Below are 15704 nucleotides of genomic sequence, written 5' to 3' on the forward strand. Positions count from 1 at the left end.
TCCGACAGTGCTAAAACAGCGTAATTGTTTTTAGTGATTCTTTGGAGAGTAACGAAATGAAATGGTCTGAGCTAGAGAAAGTTAATGTTATTGAGAAGGTAAAGATTCATTCTTTGATGCCAAATCTATATCAGGTGTCGGTCATTATTGCTGGAGAAGAGTTTTATCTTGAAGACAGCAAGGGGCGACATATTTCTCGACCTAACAAGATTGAACTACAGCAGATGTTTGAAGGTATGAAGGTTGGCCAAACGGTACTGTGTCATCAAAGCGCCTATGATGAGATGGTGGGACAGCCGATGGGAACAGGTAATGTGTTAGAAGTCCCTCTTGGTATGCCTTTTAAATAGATAATAAGTGTTAAGCTTCGACCTCTTGAGGAATTTGATTTAGGCTTTAAGTAATAAGTACGCATTCCTGAAAAGAGGTGGTTATGCTGGATCTGGTTATTAAGCAAATTATCCAAGAGACGTCGAAGGTTAAGCGCTTTGTGTTGGCCCACGAAGATGGCTTAGGCCTGCCTACCTATCAGCCGGGTGCCCACATTGAGTTACAACTCCCAAGCGGATTACGTCGACAGTATTCACTTTGTAAATTGCCAACGACTGGCAAGGAATATGAGATCGCTGTGTTATTGGATCCTTTTTCTCAAGGGGGATCAGAAGAGTTGCATCGGATGAAGGAAGGGGATGCGCTCAAATGCTTTACGCCGCAAAATCACTTTTTACTCTCTAACCCGCGCGTCCCTGCCTTGCTTATGGGGGCTGGTATTGGTGTGACCCCCCTAATTCCCATGGCACAAATGCTTAAAAAAGCAGGCACGGACTTTCAATTTCACTATTCCGCTAAGAACCCCGAAAGCGCAGCTTTTTATGAGGCGCTACAGCAGAGTGCCTTTGTTGATAAGATGACTTTTCATTTTAGTGAGCGTCAGCGAATTGACTTGAAAAAAGTGCTTGGTGGCGCTGACCCCAAAATGCATATCTATGTCTGCGGGCCAAGCGCTTACATTGAAGCTGTCCTAGATACGGCGATGGCAATGGGGTGGTCCAGTGAAAAGCTCCATCGGGAATTTTTTAGTGGCAAGCGTTCTGCTTCTATGGATGAAGCCTTGAAAGAGTCTTTTCAAGTTAAGGTCGCCAGCACAGGAGAGGTGTTTGATGTGGAGCCAGGTGTTTCTATCACCCAAGCCCTAGAAATGAATGGCGTAGATATCCCTGTCTCTTGTGAAGAAGGGTGGTGCGGTACTTGTATGACTCGATTATTAGAGGGTGTGCCGGATCACAGGGATACTTTTTTGTCAGATGCGGAACGCCTCGAGGGGAAAATCATCATGCCTTGTTGTTCAGGTTCTCGTAGTGACCTTTTGGTATTAGATCTATAAATCAATGATTTGAAAAAATAGATTGGATTGGGAAATGGAACTTAGTCTCTGCAGAGTAAAACTTCCAAGCTTTTACATTGAGCGCAAGGGGGCAAGGTGTTATTATTTGCTCCCGTCCTAAAGGTGCTTTTTTAAGTGCCTTTTCTCATTTCGATCATACATATTTAAGGCGGGCTAAACACTCATGGCGACACGATATATTTTCGTCACAGGCGGCGTGGTTTCATCACTTGGTAAAGGCTTGGCATCTGCATCCCTTGCAGCCATCCTAGAATCCCGTGGTCTAAAAGTCACCATGCTTAAACTGGATCCATACATCAACGTCGATCCAGGTACGATGAGTCCCTTCCAGCACGGTGAAGTGTTCGTTACTGAAGACGGCGCCGAGACCGATCTAGACTTAGGCCACTACGAGCGTTTCATCTCAACTAAGATGAATAAGCGCAACAACTTTACCTCTGGTCGCGTCTACCAACATGTTCTACAAAAAGAACGCCGTGGTGACTACCTAGGTGGTACTGTTCAGGTTATCCCGCACATTACTGATGAAATTAAACGTCGTGTTATCGCTGGTGCAGAAGGCGCAGATGTTGCCCTAGTGGAAATCGGCGGTACTGTGGGTGATATTGAATCGCAGCCATTTTTAGAAGCTGTGCGTCAGTTGAAAGTGGAGCTTGGTTCCCACCGAGCTTTGTTTATGCATTTGACGCTGGTGCCTTACATCCGCACTGCAGGTGAGACGAAAACTAAGCCGACTCAACACTCAGTGAAAGAGCTACGTTCTATCGGTATTCAGCCTGACATTTTGGTATGTCGTTCTGAAGTCTCTATCGAAGCACCAGAGCGTAAGAAAATTGCCCTATTTACTAACGTAGATGAGCGAGCGGTTATTTCTTTACCCGATGCAGACACCATTTACCGAATTCCACAAATGTTGGCAGACCAAGGTCTTGATAGCCTGATCGTTCAGCGCTTTAACTTGGATTGCAACATTGCAGACTTGGAAATCTGGAACAAGGTCGCTCAAGCGAAACTGAACCCAGAGAAGCAAGTGAACATCGCCATGGTTGGTAAATACATGGAGCTGTTGGACGCTTACAAGTCTTTGATCGAAGCGATGGATCATGCGGGCATTCATGCACGTACTAAAGTAAAACTGCATTACATCGACTCTGAGAAAATCGAAGAAGAAGGCACAAGTGTGCTTGAGGGAATGGATGCGATCCTTGTCCCAGGTGGCTTCGGTGAGCGCGGTGTAGAAGGTAAAATTCGCACGGCACAATACGCCCGTGAAAACAAAATTCCGTACTTGGGTATCTGTCTAGGTATGCAAGTGGCGGTCATCGAATTTGCTCGTAACGTAGCAAATCTAAACGGTGCACACAGCACTGAGTTTAATCTAAAAACAGAGAATCCTGTCGTTGGCCTGATTACTGAATGGGTCAATGCTGAAGGTTCCAAAGAAATCCGGTCAGAGGAATCCGATCTAGGTGGAACGATGCGTCTTGGTGCGCAAAACTGTAACTTGATCGAAGGCACCAAAGCGCGTGCTGCATACGGTCAAGATGTGATCAGTGAGCGTCATCGCCATCGTTACGAAGTAAACAACTACTATGTTCCAGCATTAAAAGAAGCCGGTCTAACGATCTCAGGCTTGTCCGCTGATAACTCACTAGTAGAAATGGTGGAGATTGCAGATCATCCTTGGTTTGTAGCGTGTCAATTCCACCCTGAATTTACTTCAACACCAAGATATGGGCACGGCCTGTTCAGTGCATTTGTTCACGCCGCACTGAAGCATGCAGGAAAAGAAAAATAATTTTAGCAAACAGGTGTTTGTGAATTTTTCATCTACTAAAAGGGGTTTGTTATGAGTCAAATCGTTGACATCAAAGCCAGAGAAGTTCTGGATTCACGTGGTAACCCAACTGTGGAAGCTGACGTAATCCTAGCGGACGGCTCATTTGGTTCAGCGTGTGCACCTTCTGGTGCCTCTACCGGTTCACGTGAAGCTTTGGAACTGCGCGATGGTGACAAGAGTCGTTACCTAGGTAAAGGCGTATTAAAAGCCGTAGCCGCGGTAAACGGTCCGATCCGTGAAGCGCTACTGGGCAAAGACGCAACAGCGCAGGCTGAACTAGATAAGATCATGATCGATCTTGATGGTACAGAGAACAAATCTCAATTCGGTGCGAACGCTATCCTAGCGGTTTCTTTGGCAGCAGCGAAAGCAGCGGCAGTTTCTAAGAAAGTACCTTTGTACGTACACATCGCGGACATTAATGGTACGCCAGGTGTTTACTCTATGCCTGTACCAATGATGAACATCATCAATGGTGGTGAGCACGCGGACAACAACGTTGATATCCAAGAGTTCATGATCCAGCCTGTGGGTGCGCCGAACTTCCGTGAAGCACTACGTTACGGAGCAGAGATCTTCCACGCACTGAAAAAAGTATTAAGCGCTCGTGGCTTGAATACAGCAGTGGGTGATGAAGGTGGTTTTGCGCCAGACCTAGCGTCTAACGCCGAAGCGTTAGCGGTTATTAAAGAAGCTGTTGCAGCAGCTGGCTATGAGCTAGGTAAAGACATTACGCTAGCCATGGACTGTGCATCGTCTGAATTCTACGAAGACGGCAAGTACAACATGAAAGGCGAAGGTAAGGTCTTTACGTCAGAAGAATTCTCTGACTACCTTGCTGAGCTTTGCAATGAGTACCCAATTGTCTCTATTGAAGACGGTCAGGACGAATCTGACTGGGCAGGCTTTGCTTACCAAACTAAGATCCTAGGCGATAAGATCCAACTTGTAGGTGATGATCTATTTGTTACCAACACTAAGATCCTTAAGCGTGGTATCGACGAAAGCATCGCTAACTCTATCTTGATCAAATTTAACCAAATAGGTTCTTTGACTGAGACGTTGGAAGCCATCAAAATGGCGAAAGACGCTGGTTACACGGCGGTTATTTCACACCGTTCTGGTGAGACTGAAGATGCAACTATTGCGGATTTAGCGGTTGGTACGGCAGCGGGTCAAATTAAAACCGGCTCCCTATGTCGTTCTGATCGTGTGTCTAAGTACAACCAATTGCTACGTATTGAAGAGCAACTGGGTGGAAAAGCACCTTACAACGGTCTATCTGAGATCAAAGGGCAAGCGTAATTATTTAGCTTGCTTCGAAAAGGGAGAACGTAAGTTCTCCCTTTTTTATTTTTTTTTATCCCATTTCACGGAATAATGGGCACTCGTTCAGTCTTGAGTTTGAATATTTCAACATGATGTTGCGCATTTTTCTTGGCATTTTTCTTCTGAGTACAGCCTACCTTTCCTTTCAGGTATTTTGGGGGGAGCAAGGTATGAAACGAGAAGACGAGTTGGCCAAACAGATCGAGTACCAAGAGCAGATTAACAAGCGTTTAAAGGTGCGAAATGAAGCCCTGCGTGCCCAAATTAAAGATCTGAGAAAAGGTGAAGATGCCGTTGAGGAGCATGTGCGCACAGAGATGCAATACATTAAAGACGGCGAAATGTTTTATCGAATAGTAGAAAAGTAATGACGCAATATTGGGTAATCATCCCGGCGGCTGGCGCTGGTAAACGCATGGCGAGTGCCATTCCAAAACAGTATTTGACCCTGAATCAACGCACGATTCTTGATGTCACTATAGCCAATTTTTTATCCCATCCACAGATACTAGGGGTGGCGGTAGGTGTGAGTCCAAATGATGAACACTGGGCAAAGTCCGAATGGGCGACCCACCCTCAAGTGATTCGTTATGATGGCGGGACAGAGCGCGCAGAAACAGTATTAAATGGCTTGCAAGTTTTGCTGGCGGTTGGCGTGGATGAAACGGCAAATGTTCTCGTTCATGACGCAGCGCGTCCTCTAGTGACCCATGATGCTTTAACTCGAATTATGGCTCATGATGGTTCTGAAGGAGCGTTGTTGGCTATTCCCTGTAAAGACACCCTTAAGCTTGCTAATGAAACAACCCAGTCTATAGGAACAGTAGATCGTAGTGCCATTTGGCAAGCCCAGACGCCGCAGAAATTTCCCCTCATGGCATTGTTAGAGGGGCTCTCAACGGCCCTCGAAGAGAATTTGGCTATTACCGATGAAAGCTCTGCTATGGAGCTATTAGGATGGCAACCTGCTCTTATCGAAGGGGAAGCCACCAATCTAAAAATTACCGTGCCAGAAGACCTTGTCATGGCCAATGCTATATTGGCTAGTCAGACACACACCCAACAATAGGAATTGAATTCATGATGCCATTTAGAATCGGCCACGGCTTTGATGTACATAAATTTGGGGAAGGCGATCATATTGTTATGGGTGGGGTGTCCATTCCTTATGAGCAAGGCTTAGTGGCCCACTCGGATGGGGATGTGGTGTTGCATGCCTTGACGGATGCCTTGTTGGGAGCGGCGGCTTTAGGCGACATAGGCAAGCATTTTCCTGATACCGATGCGGAATACGCTGGAGCAGATAGTCGAGTTTTACTTCGTCATGCTTTTGCTGAGGTGCAGAAGCTGGGGTTAGGGGTTGGGAATCTTGATGTCACCATCATGGCCCAAGCCCCCAAAATGCGCCCACATATTGATGCCATGCGCGCCAATATCGCCGAGGATCTGGGGATTGCTATATCGGAAGTTAACGTTAAAGCAACTACCACTGAGAAGCTTGGTTTTACTGGCCGTAAAGAGGGCATTGCTGTGGCAGCAGTAGCCTTGCTATATCGAGTGGATGCATGAACACGGATTGGCACTATGCATGGGGGCGCCCCACTGGCACAGCGGATCTGAAAACCGTTGAAAGTGACTTCTTGGTAGAGGAAATCCTTGGTTTTGAGCCGGATCAAAAAGGTGAATTTGTTTACCTCTGGATTGAGAAAAAAGGCGTCAACACCGACTTTTTGGCAAAGCGCTTAGCCAAAGCGGCCAATGTGTCAGCGAGGCAAGTCAGCTATGCGGGTGCTAAAGATCGACACGCACTTACCCGTCAGTGGTTCTGTATTCATTCCCCAAAGCAAGATGTGGATGTGGCAGACATAGAGAAGGTTTTCTTAGCTCCAGAAATGGTCCGTGTCTTGGAGCAAAAGCGTCACAGCAAAAAACTGCGTACCGGTGGACATTTAGGTAATCGCTTTGTGCTGCGACTGCGTAATCTAGACTCTGATGTTGATGAAATGCAGCAACGGTTAGCGCTTATCGAGCGCTTTGGTGTGCCAAATTACTATGGCGAGCAGCGCTTTGGCATCCAAGGAAATAACTTGGTCAATGGCCGTAAGATGGTTTTGCCTGGTCGCAAAGGCACTCATAAACTAGGTAAAACGGAATCCTTTTGGTTATCGGCTATTCGCTCCTGGTTTTTTAATGAAGCTTTATCTGCTTTTGTGGCTGATGGTAGTTGGGATACCCTTCAAGTGGGGGATATTGCTCAACCCCAAGACGGCAGTCAGTCCTTTCGTGTGAAGGCCTTATCCTTAGATTTGATTCATCGTCATAAGTTTGGTCAGGTGTCTCCAGTTCTTCCCTTGATTAGTGATGGTTGGCCCATGGGGACAACTCCTGCGCGCGCTGAATCAATGGCGGCCCTGTACGCAGAGGAAACAGCGCTCCTCAATGGGCTTATTACCTATGATTTTGCTCGAGATAGCCGCCCAACTCGCCTCGCACCTGAGAACATGGCCTGGGAATTGCTAAAAGGAGATAAGGGGCCTGATCAGCTTGTGCTGCAATTTGAGCTTCCTAGAGGGGCATTTGCCACCAGTGTCTTAAGAGAACTATTTGTCATTAATGATCGATCCCAAGAAAGACATCATGAGAATCCTATTAGCGAATGATGATGGTTTGGATGCTTTAGGTATTCAAACGCTAGCCAAAGCGCTACGCACCCAATTTGAGTGTACTTTAGTCGCCCCTGATCGTGATCGCAGTGGCGCCAGTAACTCCCTGACATTAACGCGGCCATTACGTCCGACCCTTGTCCGTGAGCGGGAGTATAAAGTGGATGGCACTCCGACAGACTGTGTGAATCTAGCCATGTCTGAAGTAATAGATGGGCGCTTTGATGCGGTTATCTCAGGTATTAATCACGGCCCTAACCTTGGTGATGATGTAATTTATTCAGGCACCGTAGCGGCTGCTATGGAAGCACGCCATTTAGGGCGGCCAGCCCTTGCCGTTTCGTTGGTGGGAAATAGGCACTTCGATACCGCTGCACAGGTAATACTAACGCTATTAGAAGACGCCCATACTCTTGATTTGCCAGCTAAAGTATTACTAAACGTTAATGTGCCAGATGTGCCTTATGAAGCGCTAAAAGGGATGAAGGTGACCCGTTTAGGGTATCGCCAGCAGGCGCATCCTGCGATCCCAGCGCAACACCCGAGGGGAATTCAAAGCTTTTGGATTGGCGCTTTAGCTGACCCTCATGATGCGGCTGAGGGGACAGACTTTCATGCTGTGTCCGAAGGCTTTGTGTCCATTACCCCCATCCATACAGATATGACAAGTCATTCGGCGATGAATCAATTGCAGCAATGGGTATTTAATAAGACATTATGACAGCTGCCCTAGATGAATTACTGAAGCGCTCTCAATCCCGGTCTAATCAAATGATTGAGCATTTGAAGAGTCATGGTGTTGAGCACAAAGAGTTATTAGAGCTCATGGCTGCTTTACCACGCCATGAATTCGTTGAGCCTGCATTTTCCCATCTTGCATACAGTCCAACTCCTCTTCCCATCGGGCGGAATCAAACCATAAGTCAGCCTCTTACGGTGGCTAAGATGACTTCCTGGTTATTGAAATATGCTCGTTTGGGCAGGGTGCTTGAAGTGGGAACAGGGTCTGGTTATCAGACGTGTTTGTTGGCGCATTTCTTTAATAAGGTACATACCATTGAACGTCAAAAAAGCTTGTATGTCCAAGCTCAAGCGCGATTGAAAAGTATGTCCATTAATAATGTGGAGTTTCTCCATGGGGATGGCCACTTAGGATGGCCACAAAAAGTGGAAATGGACGCTATTATCGTGACCGCTATGGCGAGTAAAGTTCCAACTGCCCTGACTGATATGTTAAAAGAAGATGGCATTTTAATTATGCCTATCGCAGATGCAGTTCCAGCCATTGGCTGCTGGCGACGACACGGAAATAAATGGAAGCGCTTAGAATCTGCTGTAGCGCAATTTGTGCCTCTTTTAGAAGGAAAGATAGATGCCTAAGTGGCTGAAAACATATTTGAGTGGCGTGTTAATGGGAGCGGCAGATGTTGTTCCTGGTGTTTCTGGTGGCACCATTGCCTTTATTGTTGGTATTTATGATCGATTGATTGGGGCATTGAGTGGCGTGAATTTGGCGAGCATAAAGATGCTGTTTAGTGGCGACTTTAAAGGTCTCTGGCGCCACTTTGACGGTAACTTTTTAATAGTGCTTTTGTTGGGCATTGCTACCAGTATTTTTGGCATTGCCAGCTTGGTTACTGAGCTGTTGGTGAGCTATCCCGTTTGGCTGTGGAGCTTTTTCTTTGGGCTTATTATCGCTTCCGCTTATGTTCTAGTGACAGACATTGAGCAGTTCACTTCAAAGCACGGTATGTTACTCGTGATAGGGGCCATGGCTGGTGCCGCCTTATCTTTACTGGTTCCTGTGCCGGTATCCATTAACTTATTTATGGTGTTTTTAGCAGGTATGATTGCTATTTGTGCCATGATTCTGCCAGGTATTTCAGGTAGCTTTCTGTTGCTGATGATGGGCATGTATGGTTATGTCATTGGTGCTATAAAGTCCCTTGATCTTGTTGTGATTGCTGTGTTCGCCTGCGGCGCTGTACTAGGGTTGTTGAGCTTTTCAAAAGTACTCCATTGGTTACTTTTGAAAGCAAAGTCTCTCACACTCGCCTTATTGACGGGGGTTATGTTGGGGGCATTAGTGAAGGTCTGGCCATGGAAAGAAGTGGTAGCCTACACTCAAGTAGGTGATAAACGTTTGCCTGTGGAAGAACAATTACTGTTGCCGTGGCAAATGACAGATTTTGAAGTAATGGTCCATTTAATTGTGCCAATAGGTCTTGTTTTATTGGGGGCTGTATCGGTTTTATTGATTCATTACATCTCATTACAAAAAAGAAACCAAGGTCATAACGCCGCCCTGTAATGTAAGGTTTGGTTATCTGGAATGATTGTTGTTGAGCACTTAAAAAGAATATTAGAGGTGCCTAAATTACTGACAGGGAAAGTCAGTAGTGTTCTATTGTCGTGTCTTTTTCTAACCGGTTGTGCCTACGATAGCTTTCACTACTCAGATCTTGATCCTTATTCATCGCAACCGTCTGGGGCAAAAGTTCAGAAAGTTCCGAGTAATGGTGTTCATCGAGTTAAATCTGGTGAAACCTTGTTTTCTATTGCTTTTTCATATGGGCTGGACTACCGAAATGTGGCAGATATTAATGGCATTGATTCTCCATACGTAATCTACCCGAACCAAAAAATCCGCTTATCTGGGACTCCTAAACCTCGTTCAGTGGCGTCTTCAAGCTCATCGACAACTGCGTCTAAAGCAGTAACAAAAAACTCCAAAGCAAAAGTGAACTCCTCTACGAAACCTGTGTCCACTGTAAAAGTGCCAGACAAAAAAGTATCAGATTGGCGCTGGCCAGTATCAGGTTCTGTCATAAAAAGCTTTTCAAACGCTGGCGTAAGTAGTAAAGGTATAGACATAAGAGGAAAAGAAGCTGAGCATGTAAAAGCAGCTGCCGATGGTGTAGTTGTCTACGCGGGTAATGGATTGATTGGCTATGGAAACCTAGTCATCGTTAAACACAGTGATGTGTATCTCAGTGCTTATGCGTATAACGAACGTATTTTGGTTAAGGAAAAACAGACCGTTCGGGTTGGTGATTCGTTAGCTGTTATCGGAGGGAAAGGCTCCGAAAGACCTATGCTGCATTTTGAGGTGCGGCGCGATGGCCAACCGATCGATCCACTAAAAGTGCTTCCCAAACAATAATAATCACATTTTGGGACTCAGGAGGGCGATATGAAATCAGTAGATACGAGCAAAGAATCAAACGAAGAAATGCTACAAGGAGCTGGTGATTTTGACTTCGAGGACATGGAAGATGATGCCTCTGATCAGGAGTTCGAATCCGCCGTGAGTGCTCGATATGCAGAGAGCGACACAAAATCTTTAGACGTTACCCAACTCTACTTAAGTGAAATAGGTTACTCACCTCTGCTAACGGCAGAAGAAGAAGTCTATTTTGCTCGCCTTGCCCTAAAAGGCGACGAAGCAGCAAGAAAGCGGATGATAGAAAGTAATCTCCGTCTTGTTGTTAAAATTTCCCGCCGCTACCTCAACCGGGGGTTATCGTTACTAGATCTGATCGAAGAGGGCAATTTAGGTCTGATTCGTGCTGTTGAAAAGTTTGACCCGGAACGGGGTTTTCGATTTTCAACCTATGCGACTTGGTGGATTCGACAGACCATCGAACGTGCCATCATGAACCAAACCCGTACCATTCGTCTTCCTATCCATGTGGTAAAAGAGCTTAACGTTTATCTCCGAGCTGCCCGTGAATTGACACAAAAGCTTGATCATGAACCCAGCGCAGAAGAGATTGCAGAGATGCTTGATCGACCTGTGGCGGACGTGCAAAAAATGCTGAGTCTCAATGAGCGCATTAGTTCTATTGATTCACCCGTTGGTGGTTTAGACAATGATAAGAGCTTGGTGGAAGTCCTAGCGGATACACAACATGCTGGCCCAGAAGACGAGCGTCAGGATGGGGATGTTCATCAAAACATTGAAAACCTCTTGGATGAGCTAAATGATAAGCAGAGAGAGGTTATTGCCCGTCGCTTTGGGTTACGTGGTTACGAGCCTAGCACTTTAGAAGATGTGGGTGCAGAGATTGGTTTGACTCGAGAGCGAGTACGTCAAATCCAAGTGGAGGCACTGCGCAAGCTACGAACCATGTTGCAGAATAAAGGGTTGTCCTTAGAAGATGTGATTAATTTGGATCACTGATAAGTAAAGTGTCAGAACAAGGCCAGCAAAAATGCTGGCCTTTTTAGTGTTAGAAGGTCGTCGCTAAACTGAATCGGTTGCCTCATCACCGGATAGCTCGTCCATGACTTGGTTGACACGCTTGCGGTACTTTTCAGACAGGTCTTTAACTGTGTAAGCGAGATGTTCGCTACCATCTTCTAGATCGATGATTTCTGGCAGGCTAAGAATGATTCGGTTTTGAATTTCTGGGCGGGTCACAATGTCATCTCCCATAACCAGCTTATTTGAGCTTTCCGACAAGGAAAGTGCCTTGGCACTTTGAATTAAATCAGTCACTTGGTCGGCAGCAAAATAACTCTCTTCAAACATCTTAGAAACTTGCTCACAGCCTTTCACAAGCCCCATATGATAGAGAATATCAGGGACGTCCTGATACAAGTCTGTATTGGAAAGTTTCTCTAGTAGCAATCTGACGAGCTCGGCACAGCTAGCTGCGTCCATAAACAGATTGTCATCGCAATCCTTTTCCTGGAATAGGATGATGACATTATCGCTTTCGTGCTGATGTACCTGACCATGAAAATGCTCAGCTGATAGGAATATGGCCCGGTAAAGCGGAGTTAGGAGGTTAGCCACCTGTAGAGGGGACATATCCTCGCGCCATTTTTCTAGATGATTAAATTGAATGTATAAGGCGCAGGACTCTCGCTCTGATTCCTTGATAATGGTGTCAAAGTCGATTTCGTATTGCTCGTCTTCCTTAAATGTTTGGGAGACGGTTTGTGGCGTGACAGTTGCTATCGGTGTGGCGAGCTCTAGGGTCTGCAAGGTGGAGATTTGGTCGGCAAGCTCTGTCGCTTCACGATAGCTGTGCTTTGGCAAAGGAGCATTGCTGGTGCCTTTGGTAAAAGCTTCAACAGCATCGCTTGCCATGGTAATTGGAAGAAACAAGCGTCTCATTACGAGAAGCAAAACTAGACCTGTGATTGCCGTCAGTATGATCCCCAGCCCGATCATCAGATTGCTGATCTGGACTAATGTACTTTGTGAACCAGACTTATCCAGTGTGATCAATACATGTCCCACTATTTCGTCACGAAACCTAATCGGGGAGCTGTACACTCTGTGTGTTTCACTGGGGCGTAATTCGTTCTCACTGCTGGTCTGTGTACCATTCTGGCTGGCTTGGGCGAGCAGCTCATCTTTTTTGTTGTAAACCCGTGCTCCCAATATGCTATCGCTTACCACTAGTCGATTTAGTAACACATTCAAGCTGAGTAAATCGTTGGTCAAGATGGATTGGGTTGCGTTGAAGGCCGCTTGGGTGGCTAAGCTGCTACCAAGTACGTCTGTTTGCTGGTTAAGGTAGTTATTGACCGCGGAGGTGACAGAAAACCAAACCGTCGCCAAGGTGATAATCATTAATGCGATATAAGTCGAAACGACAATACTGGCCGACGAGCATTTTTGTAGGATTCGTTTGTATCCGGCAGAGAGTTTTTTTACGGTGTCCATCGACGTCCTGATTTGTCTAATAATTCAATAGCTAGTTGATGCGCATAGAGTTTTTAAGTCTGTTACTCTTTTCGGAATGCACTTAAATTTCTTTAGAGTTATGTGAGAAGGTTAGCGTATGCATAGGGATTTGGTATAGTTAGCGTCCCCATAAATAGGAGTTTCTATGTCTGCTTCCATCACACTTATCGGCGACATTACGAGCAGTAGCCTGTCTCTTTTCCAATCATGGTTGGATAAACATCAAATTGAGGCTACAAACAAGCGTTTAACTAACGATCAGGATCCCATAAGTGTCATTCGCTATGACATTAGCACTCCTATTGAAGATGGTAAACCAGAAGCGCTTCGTAGTGAGTTGTTGACCTTGGCAGACACTACCGGAATTGACCATGTTTTTCAGATGCAAACCCCAGATATTAAAGCGGGTGGTTTGGCGGTGTTTGATATGGATTCAACCCTGATCAAAGCGGAGGTCATGGATGAGTTGGCCGTTGAAATGGGTATCGGCGAGCAAATCTCTGCGGTGACTGCTAGCGCAATGCGTGGTGAAATTGATTTTACTGAGAGCTTTGTCCAGCGCTTGTCGCTATTGAACGGTTTGAGCAGTGATGTGATGGATTCTGTTTATGAGCGCATTGTTCATATGGACGGTATCGCGCCCTTAATGAAAGTGTTGCATCATTTTGGTTGGAATACGGCCATTTTATCCGGTGGTTTCACTTACTTCGCTGACCGTGTGCAGCATGACTATGGCATGACGGAAGTACATGCGAATGTACTTGAAATCGAAAATGGCGCTTTAACTGGTCGCCATATCGGACCGATTGTGGATGCTAAGCGTAAGCAGGAGTTACTGGCTTCTCTGGCGATGAAATATGATGTGTTGAATGGCCAAACCATTGCTTGTGGTGATGGTGCAAACGATCTATTAATGCTGAATGATGCCGCTTTGGGTGTGGCTCTGCATGCCAAGCCAATTGTTCGACAGCAAGCCCCTTGTCCCATGAGTCAGATGGGGCTTGATGGCGTGTTATATTTGCTTGGATTGACTTCAGCAGAGATCGCTTCTATTTAATAAGTCATAATGAATCAGCCGAACATTCTTGTTCGGCTGATTCATTACAAACTGTCTAAACGATTTGTCCATTCCTTAGTTAGCACCTCCACCAGCGCATAACGACGCAAGGCGAGAGCGGATGACAATAGCTCAAAATTCTCATTCAGATAGTCGTTTAAAATCTTATTGCGCAATTCAATCAAGGCTTCGATCTGCTGGCCTTGTTCATAGGTCACGTCCTTATGTTTGATAAGGGCTTCTAAGACTTCTTCTCTGGTGTTCACTTTGTGATTGTAGTGGTGCTCGAGAACATAGCGTGCAAAATCCAACATAGAAGCAACTAAGAGCTGAAACGCATGCTCTACAGCCATTCTCTCGTCCGTGCTGAGAGGTTCAGTACGCTCCTTTTGGCGGTGAATATCCAAATGTTTGATCATTATGTGTTGGTGATCATAGAGCGATTGTTCCCAATTTTTATCTCTCATCATGGGCTCCTTACAGGCACATTTGCATTGTCTATAAAGTGTAGTTTAGAAGCCGCTAAAAGGGTAAAACAGGAGTTCACTTCCTGGCGTTGGAGCCTGGCCTGCAGGCACATGGAGGTAACCATCACTTTGACTGGCGGCGAGCAGCGCACCTGAGCTTTGTTGTGGGTGAGGCTTTGCGACCCCTTCATGCAAGGTCACTCTTAAGAATTCGTCGCGGCTCTGATTGGCCTTGCGAGAAAAACCGCATTGAACCGAATACCCTGTTGGGAAGCATAAATGTTCTCCAGCGGCCTTGGCCAAGGTAAGGCGTGCAAACAAGTGAAAGGTCACGAGGGTCGAGCTCGGGTTGCCTGGTAATCCAATAAAGGGAGTCTCCATTACCTTTGCAAAAACTAGAGGTTTGCCGGGTTTGATGGCAATTTTCCAAAGGTGGAGTTGGCCATGTTTTTCGATCGTTGCTTTAACATGGTCTTCGTCGCCCACAGAGACACCTCCTGTGGAGATGATTACATCTGCGACTTGGCTTAGTTCTAGGAGAGCTTGTTCAGTGGATTCAATGGAATCTTCAGCATGCTTATGTAAACTGACCTGATGGCCTGCGGTTTGGATAAGAGCTTCTAGTAATGGGCCGTTGGAGTTGTATATCTGGCCGGCTTTTAGGGGCTGTCCTGGTGTTACCAGCTCGTCCCCCGTGGTTAATATGCCTACTTTTAATGGCTGATAAACCTCTACGGTAGTGATGCCAACACTGGCAATCACCCCCAGATCGACTGGGCTAAGGCGTTTGCCTCGTCGAAGAATGGTGGATCCCTGTTGAATGTCTTGCCCTGCAGGACGAACATTCTCCCCATGACTTGGTGTCGCTAAAAATCGTACTGCTTCTTCTTCAAGTTGAGTGTCTTCTTGCATGACCACAGCGTTGGCGCCCAATGGTAGCTCAGCACCTGTGAAGATTCGCGCACAAGTGCCTGGCTTCAATGGCTCGGTTGGATCACCGGCAGTGATGCGTTGGCTCACCTTAAGCAAAGGCTGTTTTGACTGTTCGAAGTCTGCAGTGTTGATGGCATAGCCATCCATAGCACTGTTTGCTGCGGGTGGCACATCAAGGGGAGCGATCACATCTTTGGCAAGCACTCGGTTGAGGGCTTGGCTCAGGTTGATCGTTTCCTGTGCAACTTTAATTTGTAGTTCGCCCTGCGCTTTTTCAAGAGCCTGTTGTAATGGCATCAGTGAAGACAT

17 protein-coding genes are annotated in these 15704 nt (G+C 46.2%); 14 read left to right on the forward strand and 3 right to left on the reverse strand.

Annotated elements, in window-relative coordinates; genetic code table 11:
* Nucleotides 1-56 precede the first annotated feature (56 nt).
* The 13 genes from ACZ5DR_RS09850 to rpoS all read left to right on the forward strand — a co-directional run bounded on the left by ACZ5DR_RS09850 (nucleotide 57) and on the right by rpoS (nucleotide 11420).
* A complete protein-coding gene (locus ACZ5DR_RS09850; RefSeq protein WP_377368092.1) occupies nucleotides 57-350 on the forward strand; it encodes a DUF6482 family protein in 294 nt (97 codons plus the stop codon).
* An 83-nt stretch (nucleotides 351-433) separates the two neighbouring features.
* Complete coding sequence (locus tag ACZ5DR_RS09855; protein ID WP_377368090.1) at nucleotides 434-1384, forward strand: PDR/VanB family oxidoreductase; 951 nt, start codon at nucleotides 434-436, stop codon at nucleotides 1382-1384.
* 184 nt (nucleotides 1385-1568) lie between these two features.
* Entirely contained in the window at nucleotides 1569-3203 is a 1635-nt protein-coding gene (locus ACZ5DR_RS09860; RefSeq protein ID WP_377368088.1) for a CTP synthase, read from the forward strand.
* A 51-nt stretch (nucleotides 3204-3254) separates the two neighbouring features.
* Nucleotides 3255-4550, forward strand: a complete 1296-nt coding sequence (gene eno / locus ACZ5DR_RS09865) for a phosphopyruvate hydratase (RefSeq protein ID WP_377368086.1) — start codon at nucleotides 3255-3257, stop codon at nucleotides 4548-4550.
* Between the two features lie 194 nt (nucleotides 4551-4744).
* On the forward strand, nucleotides 4745-4942 hold the full coding sequence (locus tag ACZ5DR_RS09870) for a septum formation initiator family protein (RefSeq protein ID WP_464543485.1): 198 nt from the start codon (nucleotides 4745-4747) through the stop codon (nucleotides 4940-4942).
* The gene (gene ispD, locus ACZ5DR_RS09875; RefSeq protein ID WP_377368082.1) at nucleotides 4942-5643 is read left to right on the forward strand and encodes a 2-C-methyl-D-erythritol 4-phosphate cytidylyltransferase; all 702 of its coding nucleotides are present in this window, start codon (nucleotides 4942-4944) and stop codon (nucleotides 5641-5643) included. The genes ACZ5DR_RS09870 and ispD overlap by 1 nt, the downstream gene beginning before the upstream one ends.
* Nucleotides 5644-5654: 11 nt before the next feature.
* Entirely contained in the window at nucleotides 5655-6143 is a 489-nt protein-coding gene (gene ispF / locus ACZ5DR_RS09880) for a 2-C-methyl-D-erythritol 2,4-cyclodiphosphate synthase (protein ID WP_377368080.1), read from the forward strand.
* Entirely contained in the window at nucleotides 6140-7234 is a 1095-nt protein-coding gene (truD, locus tag ACZ5DR_RS09885) for a tRNA pseudouridine(13) synthase TruD (RefSeq protein WP_377368078.1), read from the forward strand. The genes ispF and truD overlap by 4 nt, the downstream gene beginning before the upstream one ends.
* Nucleotides 7212-7958 carry a 5'/3'-nucleotidase SurE gene (surE, locus tag ACZ5DR_RS09890; protein WP_377368076.1) on the forward strand — a complete coding sequence of 249 codons (747 nt, stop codon included), beginning with the start codon at nucleotides 7212-7214 and terminating at the stop codon, nucleotides 7956-7958. The genes truD and surE overlap by 23 nt, the downstream gene beginning before the upstream one ends.
* Nucleotides 7955-8617, forward strand: a complete 663-nt coding sequence (locus ACZ5DR_RS09895; protein ID WP_377368074.1) for a protein-L-isoaspartate(D-aspartate) O-methyltransferase — start codon at nucleotides 7955-7957, stop codon at nucleotides 8615-8617. The genes surE and ACZ5DR_RS09895 overlap by 4 nt, the downstream gene beginning before the upstream one ends.
* Nucleotides 8610-9548 carry a DUF368 domain-containing protein gene (locus ACZ5DR_RS09900; protein ID WP_377368072.1) on the forward strand — a complete coding sequence of 313 codons (939 nt, stop codon included), beginning with the start codon at nucleotides 8610-8612 and terminating at the stop codon, nucleotides 9546-9548. Before ACZ5DR_RS09895 ends, ACZ5DR_RS09900 begins: the two co-directional genes overlap by 8 nt.
* 21 nt (nucleotides 9549-9569) lie before the next feature.
* Nucleotides 9570-10400, forward strand: a complete 831-nt coding sequence (locus ACZ5DR_RS09905; RefSeq protein WP_377368070.1) for a peptidoglycan DD-metalloendopeptidase family protein — start codon at nucleotides 9570-9572, stop codon at nucleotides 10398-10400.
* 30 nt (nucleotides 10401-10430) lie between these two features.
* Complete coding sequence (rpoS, locus tag ACZ5DR_RS09910) at nucleotides 10431-11420, forward strand: RNA polymerase sigma factor RpoS (protein ID WP_377368068.1); 990 nt, start codon at nucleotides 10431-10433, stop codon at nucleotides 11418-11420.
* 63 nt (nucleotides 11421-11483) lie between these two features.
* Here rpoS and ACZ5DR_RS09915 read toward each other — a convergent pair whose 3' ends face one another.
* A complete protein-coding gene (locus ACZ5DR_RS09915; protein ID WP_377368066.1) occupies nucleotides 11484-12917 on the reverse strand; it encodes an AhpA/YtjB family protein in 1434 nt (477 codons plus the stop codon).
* Nucleotides 12918-13083: 166 nt separating this feature from the next.
* On the opposite strand from ACZ5DR_RS09915, the gene serB reads away from it, so the two are divergent.
* Nucleotides 13084-13995 (forward strand): phosphoserine phosphatase SerB, encoded by a 912-nt coding sequence (gene serB, locus ACZ5DR_RS09920; RefSeq protein WP_377368064.1) that lies wholly within the window; start codon nucleotides 13084-13086, stop codon nucleotides 13993-13995.
* A gap of 44 nt (nucleotides 13996-14039) precedes the next feature.
* Here the strand turns inward: serB and ACZ5DR_RS09925 are convergent, their stop codons facing one another.
* Both ACZ5DR_RS09925 and ACZ5DR_RS09930 read right to left on the reverse strand, forming a co-directional pair.
* Nucleotides 14040-14465 carry a hypothetical protein gene (locus tag ACZ5DR_RS09925; protein WP_464543490.1) on the reverse strand — a complete coding sequence of 142 codons (426 nt, stop codon included), beginning with the start codon at nucleotides 14463-14465 and terminating at the stop codon, nucleotides 14040-14042.
* A 42-nt stretch (nucleotides 14466-14507) separates the two neighbouring features.
* Nucleotides 14508-15704 (reverse strand): molybdopterin molybdotransferase MoeA, encoded by a 1197-nt coding sequence (locus tag ACZ5DR_RS09930; RefSeq protein WP_377368060.1) that lies wholly within the window; start codon nucleotides 15702-15704, stop codon nucleotides 14508-14510.

Source organism: Marinomonas vaga, from assembly GCF_055388305.1.

Bases quoted from the DNA above. Each gene is read 5' to 3' on its own strand.
- ACZ5DR_RS09850 (WP_377368092.1), top strand. From the start codon at position 57: ATGAAATGGTCTGAGCTAGAGAAAGTTAATGTTATTGAGAAGGTAAAG.
- ACZ5DR_RS09855 (WP_377368090.1), top strand. From the start codon at position 434: ATGCTGGATCTGGTTATTAAGCAAATTATCCAAGAGACGTCGAAGGTT.
- ACZ5DR_RS09860 (WP_377368088.1), top strand. From the start codon at position 1,569: ATGGCGACACGATATATTTTCGTCACAGGCGGCGTGGTTTCATCACTT.
- eno (WP_377368086.1), top strand. From the start codon at position 3,255: ATGAGTCAAATCGTTGACATCAAAGCCAGAGAAGTTCTGGATTCACGT.
- ACZ5DR_RS09870 (WP_464543485.1), top strand. From the start codon at position 4,745: ATGAAACGAGAAGACGAGTTGGCCAAACAGATCGAGTACCAAGAGCAG.
- ispD (WP_377368082.1), top strand. From the start codon at position 4,942: ATGACGCAATATTGGGTAATCATCCCGGCGGCTGGCGCTGGTAAACGC.
- ispF (WP_377368080.1), top strand. From the start codon at position 5,655: ATGATGCCATTTAGAATCGGCCACGGCTTTGATGTACATAAATTTGGG.
- truD (WP_377368078.1), top strand. From the start codon at position 6,140: ATGAACACGGATTGGCACTATGCATGGGGGCGCCCCACTGGCACAGCG.
- surE (WP_377368076.1), top strand. From the start codon at position 7,212: ATGAGAATCCTATTAGCGAATGATGATGGTTTGGATGCTTTAGGTATT.
- ACZ5DR_RS09895 (WP_377368074.1), top strand. From the start codon at position 7,955: ATGACAGCTGCCCTAGATGAATTACTGAAGCGCTCTCAATCCCGGTCT.
- ACZ5DR_RS09900 (WP_377368072.1), top strand. From the start codon at position 8,610: ATGCCTAAGTGGCTGAAAACATATTTGAGTGGCGTGTTAATGGGAGCG.
- ACZ5DR_RS09905 (WP_377368070.1), top strand. From the start codon at position 9,570: ATGATTGTTGTTGAGCACTTAAAAAGAATATTAGAGGTGCCTAAATTA.
- rpoS (WP_377368068.1), top strand. From the start codon at position 10,431: ATGAAATCAGTAGATACGAGCAAAGAATCAAACGAAGAAATGCTACAA.
- ACZ5DR_RS09915 (WP_377368066.1), bottom strand. From the start codon at position 12,917: ATGGACACCGTAAAAAAACTCTCTGCCGGATACAAACGAATCCTACAA.
- serB (WP_377368064.1), top strand. From the start codon at position 13,084: ATGTCTGCTTCCATCACACTTATCGGCGACATTACGAGCAGTAGCCTG.
- ACZ5DR_RS09925 (WP_464543490.1), bottom strand. From the start codon at position 14,465: ATGATGAGAGATAAAAATTGGGAACAATCGCTCTATGATCACCAACAC.
- ACZ5DR_RS09930 (WP_377368060.1), bottom strand. From the start codon at position 15,704: ATGTCTTCACTGATGCCATTACAACAGGCTCTTGAAAAAGCGCAGGGC.